The organism is Mesorhizobium sp. B2-7-1 (assembly GCF_006440735.1).
Classification (GTDB): Bacteria; Pseudomonadota; Alphaproteobacteria; order Rhizobiales; family Rhizobiaceae; genus Mesorhizobium.
Window position 1 is genome coordinate 26,481 of the sequence record NZ_VFUA01000016.1, and the last position, 12,096, is coordinate 38,576.

The following is a 12,096-nucleotide window of genomic DNA, read 5'->3' on the forward strand; positions in this document are numbered from 1 at the left end:
ACAGAATGGTGACCGGCAGCGACGCCGGGGCTCGAATTTAATCCGCAACCACTGCTCGCTGCATGCGTTCGCCAGACATCACGATCTGTTTCACGCTGGAAAATGCCATGACCGACGCCGCTGCAAACAACCCCTATCGTCCTCTGCGCCATCGCGGCGTCGCCTACTGGTGGAGAGCGCTGGTCGGCATCCTATTGGTCATTCTCGGCCTGCTGATCGGCGGCGGCGGCGCTTGGCTCATCGCGCTCGGCGGTTCCTGGTATTACCTGCCCGCCGGCATCGCATTGCTGCTCGCGGGCATTCTGCTGCTGGCAGGAAACATGGCCGGTGTCTGGCTTTACATCCTGACATGGCTCGCAACGGTTGCCTGGGCCTATTGGGAGGTCGGTCTCCACGGCTGGGCGCTGATGCCGCGCGTCTTGGCTCCCACGATTATCCTCATCTTCGTCCTGCTTGCCGTTCCGGCCTTCCGCGACATCGGCAGCCGAGGCAGCAGGAACGCCGCCTATGTGACAAGCCTGCTGCTGCCGGTCATTGCACTGGGCGCGTTCGGCTTCTTGCACATGAATGCCTTGGCGCAGTCACAACCGGCGCAACCGCCGGCGCCCGCCGCGCAGTCCGCGCCGAACGGCGTGGCGGCGTCGCAGGACGCCGCGATCCATCAGGTCGGCAACGACTGGCCGGTCTATGGGGGTTCGGAACTTGCAACGCGCTATTCACCGCTCAACCAAGTCACAGCGTCCAACGTTTCGAAGCTGACGCGCGTCTGGTCTTTCCATACCGGCGACATGCCGAGCAAGGCAGCCAAGGATATGTATTCGCCCGAGAACACGCCGCTCGAGATCGGCGGCCATCTATATGCGTGCTCGGCCAAGAACATCCTGATCTCGGCCGATGCCAAGACCGGCAAGGAAGAGTGGCGTTACGATCCGAAGGTTTCCGACAAGGCTATCCCGTACGGAGCAAGCTGCCGCGGCGTTGCCTATTTCGCGGTGCCGGGTGCCGGCGCCGATCAAGCCTGCGCCACCAGGATCATCGTAGGGACCCTCGATGCTCGACTGATCGCGGTGGACGCCAAGACAGGCAAGCCCTGCGCCGATTTCGGCCAGCAAGGCAGTGTAGACCTTACGGAGGGCATCGGTGAAACGGTCCCGGGCTGGTACTCGGTCACCGCGCCGCCAACGATCGTGCGCGGCATCGCCGTGGTGGGCGCTCAGGTCAAGGACGGACAGGCCGAGGACGCGCCGTCCGGGGTCATCCGAGGCTACGACGCCACAACCGGCAAGCTGGCCTGGGCCTGGGATATGGGGCATCCCGATCGAACCGGTGCGCCGCCCGCCGGGGACACCTACTCACGCGGCACGCCGAACATGTGGACCGTTGCTGCCGCCGATCCGCAGCTCGGCTATGTTTATGTGCCCCTCGGCAATGCCGCGGTCGACTATTACGGTGTCGACCGCAAGGATTTCGAGAACCAATACAACTCGTCGATCGTCGCCATCGACGTCACGACGGGCAAGCCGGTGTGGCATTTCCAGACGGTGCATCACGACCTTTGGGATTATGACCTCGGCTCGCAACCGACGCTGGTCGATTTCCCGACCGCGACCGGCAAGATCCCGGCCATCATCGTGCCGAGCAAGCAGGGCCAGATCTACGTGCTCGACCGTAAGACAGGCAAACCGCTCTTCCCGGTCGAGGAACGCAAGGTTCCTTCGGGCGGTGTCGAGCCGAACGAGCTCTCGAAGACCCAGCCCTATTCCGGCTATGCGCATCTCGACCAGCCGGCGCTGACCGAAAAGGACATGTGGGGCATGAGCCCCCTGGATCAGCTCTATTGCCGCATTCAATTCCATCGCGCGTATTATCAAGGCGAGTATACGCCACCTACGGTGAACCAGCCGTTCATCGAATACCCCGGCTATAACGGCGGCTCGGACTGGGGCAGCGTCGCCGTCGACACAGACAGCGGCGTACTTATCGCCAACTACAACGACATGCCCAACTACAACCAGCTCATCCCGCGCGAGAAAGCGGATCAGATGGGCTTCAAGCCGATCGACAAAGGTGGCAGTTCGAAAAAAGCCAAGGACATCGGCGACCCGCAGTCTGGATCGCCATACGCCATTGCCGTCAATGCGGGCTGGCGCCTGTCCACCGGCCTGCTCTGCTCGAAGCCGCCCTATGGCCACATCCGCGCCATCGACCTCAAGACCGGCAAGACCTTGTGGGACGAGCCTCTCGGCAGCGCCGACAACAACGGACCATTCGGCCTTCCGTCCATGCTGCCGCTCACCATCGGAACGCCGAACAATGGCGGTCCACTGGTGACCGCCGGCGGCCTGATCTTCATCGCCGCGACCACCGACAACAAGCTGCGCGCGATCGACATCAAGACCGGTAAGCAGGTGTGGCAGGCCGATCTACCCGCCGGTGGCCAGACGACGCCGATGACCTACGAGGTCGATGGCAGGCAATATATTGTCATCGCACCTGGCGGCCATCATTTCATGGAAACCAAGGTCGGCGACGAGGTTATAGCCTATGCCCTGCCTGCGGGCTGAGTCTCCCGACCTGGCAAGCTATGAAACGTTGGTATGGCCGCCATCCGCTCCGGTCTCTGAACGATTCGCGTTGCGCGCTCGTGCGCTTCGGCGTCTGGCTATGGAGAACATCCAGATCAAGATCAGGATCACGGGAACGCCGGCAATGACCAGCATCCATATGCCGATGTGAAACATCAAGGTCTCTCTATCCTGGAACGCAGCTCACGGGCCAGGTGTGAAACCTGCACCGCCAGCCAAAGTAGTGCGGAAAAACGGCTACAAACGGACAGAGTTCCGCTGAAGCGAGCCATTGCCTCAGTTATCATTCCGGGCGATTGCCATGGCGAGCAGCATTGGCGACGATTTCATCGCTTGTGTTGTGTCCCCGTCGAAGCCGATGGGTGAGTTCCGTCCATGAAGCGGAGCCTTTAGGCCTTCGACGCGTTCTTCGGCATTCCGGGACTTTGCGCCTCACGCATCGACGCAATGAGAACGAAAGCTACACCGATGTATTTCATGGCATTGGCCACCGACTATGACGGCACGCTGGCGCACGACGGGCTGGTCAACGCAAGCACGGTCGCGGCGCTGGAAAAGTTGAAGAAATCCGGCCGCAAGCTCATCTTAGTCACCGGCCGCGAGCTGCCCGACCTCAAGGAAGTCTTTCCCGAGCTTTCGCTCTTCGACAAGGTGGTCGCCGAAAACGGCGCGCTGGTCTACACGCCGGCCAGCGAGGAAGAGCGCACGATCTCGCCCTCGCCTTCCGCCGATCTCGTCGACAGACTGAAAAGACGCGGCGTGAAACCGCTGTCGGTCGGCCGCTCGATCGTCGCCACCTGGGAGCCGCATCAGGCCACCGTGCTCGACGTCATCAAGAAGCTCGGGCTGGATCTGGAGATCATCTTCAACAAGGGCGCGGTGATGATCCTGCCCTCCGGCATCAACAAGGCCACCGGCCTGGCGGCTGCGCTCGAAGATTTGAAGCTGTCGCCGCACAATGTCGTCGCCGTCGGCGATGCCGAGAACGACCACGCCTTCCTCAGAGCCTCCGGCTGCAGCATCGCAGTCGCCAATGCCTTGCCCGCCGTCAAGGAAACCGCGGACCTGATCACCAAGGAACAGCGCGGCAAAGGCGTCGAGGAGCTGATCCGCAAGCTGATCAAGCGCGATCACCTGCTGTCCAAGAAACGCTCGCGCGGCGTGCTGCTCGGGACTTCGCGTGGCAACGAGATTTACCTGTCGCCGACCGAGACGGTGCTGATCGCCGGAAGCTCCGGCATCGGCAAATCGACCTTGGCCACGGCGCTCACCGAGCGGCTGGTCGAGAAAGGCCTGCAGTTCTGCATTTTCGACCCCGAGGGCGATTATGACGGGCTGAAAGGCGCGGTGCCGCTCGGCAACGGCTCGACCGCTCCGAACAAGGAGCAATTGCTGGAACTGATCGAGAAGCCGCAGACCAATGTCGTGGTCAACGGCCTGGCGCTGAAGGTAGACGAGCGGCCCGATTTCTTCGCCGAATTGCTGCCCGGCCTCGGCAATGTCCGCTACCGGACGGCAAGGCCGCACTGGCTGATCATCGACGAGGCGCATCATTTGATGCCCAAGCGGCGCGGAGACACGCGATCCGTGCTTTCGATTGAGCTGCCCGGCACGGTGCTGATCACCGTCCATCCCGAAGCGATTTCCACCGATGCGTTGCGGCTGGTGACGGCGGTGATCGCGCTCGGACCCAAGGCCAAGGGCGTGATCAAGACCTTCTGCAAGGAAACAGGGCTCAAGGCACCGAAGAACATTCCCCTGCCCAAGGGCGACCGGGTGCTGTTCTGGCGGCCGCATGACGACAAGAAGCCGTTCACGGTCAAGGCGATCGAGCCCAGTCAGTCGCTCAAGCGCCATAGCCGAAAATACGCCGAAGGCGAACTCGACGAAGCTGGGAGCTTCTATTTCACTGGGCCGAAGAAGGCGATGAACCTTAGAGCCCACAATCTCATCATCTTCGCGCAGATGGCGGAAGGCATCGACGACAAGACCTGGGACTACCACCTGCGCGCCGGCGACTATTCCAAATGGTTCCGCCAGCAGATCAGGGACAAGGACCTCGCCCGCGAGACGACGGAGGCCGAGAAGAACAAGACATTGTCGGCAGACGAAAGCCGCAAGCTCGTGATCGACGCCGTGCGGAGGCGCTATACAGCGCCCGCAACCGCTCCTGAAAGATAGCATCTAGTTGGCAGGCGCGCGCCTATGAGAGCAAGTGCTCGATCCTTATCGGCAGGTCGCGGATGCGCTTGCCGGTCGCGTGATAGACCGCGCTCGCGACGGCCGCGGCCGTGCCGACATTGCCGAGTTCGCCGAGGCCTTTCACCCCGGCCGGATTGACCGCGTGATCGACCTCCGGCACCAGGATCACTTGCAGGTCCTTGATGTCCGCATTGACCGGCACGAGATAGTCCTGCAGGTCGCGGTTCACATAGCGGGCATAGCGCCTGTCGACTTCGGTCGCCTCGTGCAGCGCCTGGCCGATGCCCCAGATCATGCCGCCCATAAGCTGGCTGCGCGCGGTGCGGGTGTTCATGATGCGGCCGGCGGCAAAGGCGCCGACGATGCGCGGCACGCGGATTTCCCTCGTGTACCTGTTGATGCGGACTTCGACGAACTCGGCGCCGAAGGCGTACTTGACGGAGTCCTCATCCTGGTCGGCGCCGTGGAATTCCGGCGTGCCGGCATAGAGTTTGTTCAGCGCCTCGGGCGTCGCGCCCTTCGGCGCAAACTCCACATACTCCTCGATGGCGCCGACCTGCATGGTCTTCAGGACGTCCTCGACCTTGGCAGACGCACCGCCCTTTGCCACGATCTTTCCGTCGGCGAGGTCGAATTCCTCGTTATGGGAACCGGCCAGCGGACCACCCTCGGCGGTCGCGGCGGCATAGAGCTTGGTGCGGATCGCGTCGCATGCCTTGAGCACCGCCGAGCAGACACTGGCCGTGGAGATCGACCCACCGGAGACCGGAGCCGGAGGCAGGCTGCTGTCGCCCATTTCGACGCTGATCTTATCGATGCCGACGCCGAGCCGCTCCGACGCCATCTGAGCGGCCACGGTGCGCACGCCGGTGCCGATCTCATGTGAACCGCATTGCACCCGAACTTCGCCGTCAGCTGTGAGCCGCACGCGTGCCGCGCATGGGGCTACCGCTGTCGGATAGATGGCCGTGGCGCAGCCCATGCCGATCAGCCAGTCGCCGTCGTGCATCGCGCCGACCTTGGAATCTCGCTTGGCCCATCCGAACGCCTCTGCCGCCTGATCGTAGCACTGTATCAGCGAGCGGCTGGAGAACGGTTTCTTGCCGATCGGCTCAGTCTTCGGCTCATTGATGCGACGGAACTCGACCGGATCCATGCCGAGCGTCACCGCCATTTCGTCCATGGCGTTCTCCAGCGCGTAGACGTAAGGGGTTTCGGGCGGCGAGCGCATATAGCCAGGCGTATTGCGGTCGGCCTGCACCAGCGAGACATGCGTCAGCACCGAACCGTAGTCATACATCCGGCCAGTCGCCGAGGTGCCACCGACGACATAAAGGTCGGGCCGCGACGTAACCTCCCAGCCCTCATGCGCGAAAGCGGTGATACGGCCGTCCTTGCCGGCGCCGATGCGGATGCGGTGCCGCGTTTCGGCCCGATAGGTCTGGATGCCGAACGCCTGCATGCGGCTGGTCACGCAACGCACCGGACGTCCGAGCCGCTTGGCGGCAACGGCCACGATCGCGGTGCGAGGCGTCATCGGTCCTTTCGAGCCGAAGGCGCCGCCTATGAAAGGACTGACGATGCGTACCTTGCCGGGATCGATCTTCAATTGCCTGGCGAGCTCGACTTTCCAGCCGGTGACGTTCTGCGAGGCCTCGTGCACGACAAGCTGGTCGCCCTCCCAGAACGCGGTCGTTGAAAACAACTCGATCGGATTGTGGTGCTGGGTAGGCGTCGAGTAACGCTGGTCGATCTTGACCGCTGCGGCAGCGTAAGCCGCGTCGAAATCGCCTGCCTTGACGTCTTCCTTGAACAATGGGCTCTTGCCAGCCGCCGGGACGGTTTTCGTGCCGGGGCTGTCGAAGCTGGCGGTTGGCTTGTCGTCCTCATATTCGGCGCGGATCAGCTGCGCCGCCTCTTCAGCCGCTTCGAAAGTCTCGGCGACGGCGAGCGCGATGATCTGCCCGTCATGGAAGATCGTCCGGTCATGCAATGGGCCGATCGAGGTGGCGCCGGAATTGCCGAATTTCGGTTTGTCGACCTTATCCATATCGCCATAGGTGACGATGTCGAGCAGGCCGGGCACCGCGCGGGCATCGTCGAGATGAAGCTTCGTCACCTTGCCTCTGGCGATGCTGCTGGTCGCCAGCGCGCCATAGGCGATGTTGGCGGTGGGCAAGTCGGCGGGGTAATGCGCCTGTCCAGTGACTTTCAGGCGCGCATCGATGCGCGGCAGCGGTGCGCCCTGGTTCTCTTTGGGTCTTGGAGCAGCTGTGTCCATGGTCACACCTCCATGTCGCGGGCTTCGAGCAGCGCGCGCACCAGCGTTCGCTTGCCGAGTTCGATCTTGAATGCGTTGTGCTGGCGCGGTTGTGCTTCGGCGAAGGCCGCATCCGCCGCAACTCCTGCCGATGTCTCGTCCAGCTTCTTGCCTTGCAGGGCTTCTTCGGCCGCCCGGGCGCGCCAAGGCACCGTCGCCACGCCGCCCAACGCGATGCGCGCTTCACGAACATTGTCGCCGTCGAGGTCGAGCGCAACGGCGGCTGAAGCCAGCGCAAAGGCATAGGATTCACGGTCGCGGATCTTCAGATAGAGCGAGCGTCGCGCCCACTCTATCGCAGGCACTTCGATGGCGCTGACAATCTCGTCGGCGGCGAGGTCGGTCTCGATATGAGGCGTGTCGCCAGGCTGCCGATGCAACTTCGCGAATGGTATCTTTCGTGCGCCGCGCGAGCCTTCGGCATGAAGGACGGCATCGAGCGCGATCAGCGCCTGGGCGAAATCGCCGTGATAGGTGGCGATGCAGGCATCACTGCCCCCCAGCACCGCGTGCTGCCGATTGAACCCTTCCATTGCCGCGCAACCCGAACCGGGCACGCGCTTGTTACAGTGCCAGGACGTCTCGCGAAAATATTCGCAGCGCGTGCGCTGTAGGATATTGCCGGCGAGACTCGCCATGTTGCGGATCTGGCCGCTGGCGGCAAGCCGCAGGCTGTCGGCAATGACCGGATAGCGGCGCTTGACCTCCGCGTGGTCGGAGGCCTCCCCCATCCGCACCAGGGCGCCGAAGCGGATACCGTCATCGGTGACCCGGATTTGCCTGAGACCAGGGTCCTCGAGCCGGTTGAGGTCGAGCAGCCGGCCGGGCTCGGCAACGCCGAGCTTCATATAGTCGGCAAGATTGGTTCCGCCGCCGATGAACTGCGCATTTGCGCGTGTCGGTTGGTCGTCCTTGGTGGTGAAGCGTGAGGCGATCGCGACCGCAGCGGAAATGTCGGTCGGCTGTTCGTAGATGAAGGGTCGCATGTCAGGCTCCCTTCGTCTCGTCGCGTGCCTGCAGGACAGCGGCGACGATGTTGGGATAGGCGGCGCAGCGGCAGATGTTGCCACTCATATATTCGCGGATGTCAGCTTCGGATCCCGCGTGGCCCTCATTGACGCAGCCGATCGCCGATAGGATTTGGCCCGGGGTGCAGTAGCCGCACTGGAACGCATCATGGTCGATGAAAGCCTGCTGCATCGGATGCAGCTTGCCATCGCTGGAAGCGAGCCCTTCGACTGTTGTGATGTCCTTGCCTTCGTTCATCACGGCGAAGCTCAGGCAAGACAGCACACGCTTGCCGTCGACAAGCACCGTGCAGGCGCCGCATTGGCCGTGGTCGCAGCCCTTCTTGGTGCCGGTGAGCCCGACGTGGTCGCGAAGCGCATCGAGCAGGCTGGTTCTGGTATCGAGCGAAAGCTGATGGGCCTGCTTGTTTATGCGCAGCGAGGTCACAACCGGCTGCCTCAGTTTCGGCTGGGCCGTGTCCCGCGCCTCAGCCTGCGCGGGCGGAGCAAGCACCGGCGCGACTGCAGCCGCCGAGACCGTGGCTGCCATGAAGTTTCTTCGGCTGATACCGTTGCTGGGGAGGACTGTGGGTTGGGACATGGCTCGCTCCTGGCTGGGCTCGTCCGGGCGCTAACCTTTCAACCTTTGCATTGTTCCCAGCCCACGACCGGGAAGCTTCACCAAAGCGTGAGCGGCAGTGCTGTGAGCTGCAACCTCACGAAGCTTCCGGCAACCGGCTGGAACATGCGGCGTAGCCACGAGTTCTGATATAATCAACCTCCGTCGGCAGGGCGTCATGAAATCGAAGCTGGTTGCTGAAGCCTCCGGGCAAAGAATATTCGTGGTCGTGCTCGATCCGGGCGAGGAAGCCTTTGCGTCGCTTACCGGCTTCGCCGGGCAAAAGGGGATTACCGGCGCCTCGTTGACAGCGATCGGCGCTTTCGAGAAGGCTAAGGTCGGCTGGTTCGATTTCAGCTCGAAATCCTACCGCAATATCCCGGTCGACGAACAATGCGAAGTGCTGAGCGCGATCGGCGACATTGCCATCGACGACAGCGGCAAGCCAAGCCTGCATTTGCACGCAGTGCTAGGCCTAAGCGACGGATCGACCCGAGGCGGGCATCTGCTCGAAGGCATAGTGAAGCCGACACTCGAAGTCACCGTGACGGAATCGCCTGTGCATTTGCGGCGCACGAAACGACGAGCCCTCGGCATCGCGTTGATCGAGCTTGACGCCTAACATCCTGTTCTACCGAAACCGCAGCTTCGATAAGGCGTTCAAACTCGATGGAAGAACCGGACGTGTTTATGCCAAACGCAGCCGTCGAGCGAAATGGCGGGTGTCTGTGCGGAAACATCCGCTACCGCCTGACCAGCGAACCGCGCGTGCATTATTGCCACTGCGATATGTGCCGCCGTGCGACCGGGAGTGCCTTCGCTGTATTAGCCTGGGTGCCTGTGGCCGGCCTCTCCTGGCTGACCACGGAACCAACCTATCGCCGGTCCTCGCCAATCGCCCGGAGAAGCTTCTGTCAATCCTGCGGTACACCGCTTACCCTCGCCTACGACGCGAATCCGCACGAGGTCGCGCTGCATATCGGGAGCTTCGACGAGCCGGCCGAGCTTGAGCCACGACATAATTATGGCTCCTCCCAGCGGCTCGCTTGGGTTTGCTGCGGCATTGACCTGCCGCACCATGACACGGAAGAACGATGGTAGGGACGAAAAGGAACGACTTTCCGTTACCCTTGGACACGCAACCGATGGAGGCGCGATCCGCTGACGTGTTGCCGGAGGGAGATGGTTCTTGGCAATACGAGCCGAAATGGGATGGCTTCCGCTGCCTTGCCTTCAAAGACGACAAGGCGGTCGATCTCAGGGCGAAATCCGGAAAGCCGCTTGGTCGCTACTTTCCCGAATTGATGGCGACGATTCAAAGCCTCGACGCCGAGGATTTCGTCGCCGACGGCGAGATCGTCATCGAGATCGACGGTGGTGCTTCCTTCGACGCGTTGCAAATGCGGCTGCACCCGGCCGAGAGCCGCATCCGCAAGCTGAGCCTGGAGACGCCGGCGCAGCTGATCCTGTTCGACATGCTCGTCGCCCCAGGCGGCAAGACCATGTTCGATCGATCTTTGAGCGATCGGCGCAAGGCTTTGGAGACTTTTCTGGCCAAGGCGTCCCACGGCGGGCTTCGGCTCTCGCCATCCACCACGAACGTCGCCACGGCTACGCAATGGCTGCGAGGCGCTGGTCATGGCTCGACCGATGGTGTCGTCGCCAAGAGGCTCGACGAGCCTTATCGTCCGGGCGAGCGCGCGATGGTCAAGGTAAAACGACTGCGCACAGCCGATTGCGTGGTCGGCGGCTTCCGCTATCTGAACAGCAAGCGGCAGGTCGGCTCACTGCTGCTGGGCCTCTACAATGACAATGAGCAGCTCGACCATGTCGGCTTTACATCCACCATATCCAACGATGACCGCGCGGCGCTCACGACGAAGCTCGAGGCGTTGCGCGGAGGGTCGGGCTTCACCGGCAAGGCGCCAGGGGGGCCTAGCCGCTGGAGCACCGAGCGCAGCGGTGAATGGGAGCCGGTAAAGCCGGAACTCGTGGTGGAGGTTCGTTTCGATCATGTCACTGGCGATCGCTTCCGGCATGGCACAAGGTTGCTGCGTTGGCGGCCGGACAAGGCGCCGCGCCAATGCACGTTCGAGCAGATCGAGTAGCCCGATCTGCCGAGCGTAAGCCTGGAAGTTCAGGCCTTGAACGCGAAGAGGCTTCCATCCGTATCCTCCCTGCCGGCGATGGAAGCCGAGACGATCTCGGACGCGATCTGTGAAAAAGTAATCCCGTTTCCGCCGTAGCCCATCACCGCCTGCACGCGCGGATGTCCCGGCAGGGTGCCTATGATGGGCAGTCCGGTGCCCGTGGCTCCGAAGGAACCGCTCCAGGCGAATTCAGCCGCCGTGTCGAGCTGCGGAAAGATGCTCGCGAGCTTCTTTTCCAGTCGATCCGTCTTCTGCGCGGTCAAGGCGTCCCGCCGTTCCTCGTCGGTGAACTCCTCATCTTCGCCGCCGCAGATCACGCGGCCGTCGGATGTGGCACGGACATAAAGGTAAGGATCTGACGCCTCCCACAACATGGCGGCGAGCGGCCAGAGTTTTTTCGGCTGTGGCCGCGTCGCGATCGCCCATGTCGAGATGATGCGATGGCCGGTACTCGGCACGATATCGAGCAGTTCGTATCCGGTTGCGAGAACAAGATGGTGGGCCTTAATCATAGGGCCATCCCGGGTCGCCACCGTCACGCCGAGCCGATTGCCCTCGATCGCAGTCGCTTCCGCCGGCGCATGGAAACGCGCCTTGCGTTGCAGGGCCGCGCTCAGCAGTCCGGACGTCAATTTGCGCGGATCGAGCGCCAGATTGCCATGGCTCAGAATTGCTGCGGCGCGGTCGATCCCAAAAGTCTCTCTCAGCGGTTGGCGTGTCAGGATGGACGCTCCAATGCCCGCGTCGCGACGTGCTTGCGCCTCGCGGCGCAGGTCCGACGCATCGAGCCGATTGCCGGCAAGATAAAGCGACGGCGTGCCTGCCGCCCGACAGCTGATATTGAGTTCCGCGATGCGTCCGCGCAGGTTGAGCAACGACAGTCGTGAGCGCCGCCAAGCTTGCCGAGCGGCATCGCCTCCGATCATATTGGACAGCGTTATGAGCGGCTGGTCGATCTCGAACTGGACGAGCGCCGTCGTGGCCGCCGTGGAACCTTTCAGCGGCCCGCGCCTGTCGATGCAAATCACGGAATGGCCATCGCGGGTCAGCGCCTCGGCGATCATGGCGCCGCTGATGCCCATGCCGACGATCAGGACGTCGGTCTTTACATCTCGGGTCAGCCGATCCGCCGGCACCGCGGATGAGCGATAGGCAGACCAGACAGGTGTGCCGCTTCTGAGATCGAGTTTGCGAAGCATGAAAGTTCCCGGTT

General features: G+C 62.7%; 8 protein-coding genes. 4 read left to right on the forward strand and 4 right to left on the reverse strand.

Features of this window, described 5'->3' with window-relative positions; genetic code table 11:
* Positions 1-107: 107 nt before the first annotated feature.
* Both FJ471_RS09095 and FJ471_RS09100 read left to right on the forward strand, forming a co-directional pair.
* Positions 108-2,564, forward strand: a complete 2,457-nt coding sequence (locus FJ471_RS09095; RefSeq protein ID WP_140802846.1) for a membrane-bound PQQ-dependent dehydrogenase, glucose/quinate/shikimate family — start codon at positions 108-110, stop codon at positions 2,562-2,564.
* Positions 2,565-3,053: 489 nt separating this feature from the next.
* Complete coding sequence (locus FJ471_RS09100) at positions 3,054-4,766, forward strand: HAD family hydrolase (RefSeq protein ID WP_140802892.1); 1,713 nt, start codon at positions 3,054-3,056, stop codon at positions 4,764-4,766.
* Between the two features lie 22 nt (positions 4,767-4,788).
* Here FJ471_RS09100 and FJ471_RS09105 read toward each other — a convergent pair whose 3' ends face one another.
* The 3 genes from FJ471_RS09105 to FJ471_RS09115 are packed head-to-tail and all read right to left on the reverse strand — an operon-like array spanning position 4,789 to position 8,664.
* Entirely contained in the window at positions 4,789-7,068 is a 2,280-nt protein-coding gene (locus FJ471_RS09105; RefSeq protein ID WP_140802847.1) for a xanthine dehydrogenase family protein molybdopterin-binding subunit, read from the reverse strand.
* 2 nt (positions 7,069-7,070) lie between these two features.
* A complete protein-coding gene (locus tag FJ471_RS09110) occupies positions 7,071-8,093 on the reverse strand; it encodes a xanthine dehydrogenase family protein subunit M (protein WP_140802848.1) in 1,023 nt (340 codons plus the stop codon).
* Position 8,094: 1 nt separating this feature from the next.
* On the reverse strand, positions 8,095-8,664 hold the full coding sequence (locus tag FJ471_RS09115) for a (2Fe-2S)-binding protein (RefSeq protein ID WP_246684660.1): 570 nt from the start codon (positions 8,662-8,664) through the stop codon (positions 8,095-8,097).
* Positions 8,665-8,911: 247 nt separating this feature from the next.
* Here FJ471_RS09115 and FJ471_RS09120 point away from each other — a divergent pair, with 247 nt between their 5' ends.
* Together FJ471_RS09120 and FJ471_RS09130 are read left to right on the forward strand one after the other, a co-directional pair.
* A complete protein-coding gene (locus tag FJ471_RS09120) occupies positions 8,912-9,355 on the forward strand; it encodes a PPC domain-containing DNA-binding protein (protein ID WP_140802850.1) in 444 nt (147 codons plus the stop codon).
* Positions 9,356-9,827: 472 nt separating this feature from the next.
* A complete protein-coding gene (locus FJ471_RS09130; RefSeq protein WP_140802852.1) occupies positions 9,828-10,841 on the forward strand; it encodes an ATP-dependent DNA ligase in 1,014 nt (337 codons plus the stop codon).
* Positions 10,842-10,870: 29 nt separating this feature from the next.
* On the opposite strand, the gene FJ471_RS09135 is transcribed toward FJ471_RS09130, so the two are convergent.
* Positions 10,871-12,082 (reverse strand): FAD-binding oxidoreductase, encoded by a 1,212-nt coding sequence (locus FJ471_RS09135; RefSeq protein WP_140802853.1) that lies wholly within the window; start codon positions 12,080-12,082, stop codon positions 10,871-10,873.
* Positions 12,083-12,096: the final 14 nt, after the last annotated feature.

What these genes read in the sequence shown, in the direction of transcription:
- FJ471_RS09095 (WP_140802846.1), top strand. Translation starts at nt 108, where the DNA reads ATGACCGACGCCGCTGCAAACAACCCCTATCGTCCTCTGCGCCATCGC.
- FJ471_RS09100 (WP_140802892.1), top strand. Translation starts at nt 3,054, where the DNA reads ATGTATTTCATGGCATTGGCCACCGACTATGACGGCACGCTGGCGCAC.
- FJ471_RS09105 (WP_140802847.1), bottom strand. Translation starts at nt 7,068, where the DNA reads ATGGACACAGCTGCTCCAAGACCCAAAGAGAACCAGGGCGCACCGCTG.
- FJ471_RS09110 (WP_140802848.1), bottom strand. Translation starts at nt 8,093, where the DNA reads ATGCGACCCTTCATCTACGAACAGCCGACCGACATTTCCGCTGCGGTC.
- FJ471_RS09115 (WP_246684660.1), bottom strand. Translation starts at nt 8,664, where the DNA reads ATGGCAGCCACGGTCTCGGCGGCTGCAGTCGCGCCGGTGCTTGCTCCG.
- FJ471_RS09120 (WP_140802850.1), top strand. Translation starts at nt 8,912, where the DNA reads ATGAAATCGAAGCTGGTTGCTGAAGCCTCCGGGCAAAGAATATTCGTG.
- FJ471_RS09130 (WP_140802852.1), top strand. Translation starts at nt 9,828, where the DNA reads ATGGTAGGGACGAAAAGGAACGACTTTCCGTTACCCTTGGACACGCAA.
- FJ471_RS09135 (WP_140802853.1), bottom strand. Translation starts at nt 12,082, where the DNA reads ATGCTTCGCAAACTCGATCTCAGAAGCGGCACACCTGTCTGGTCTGCC.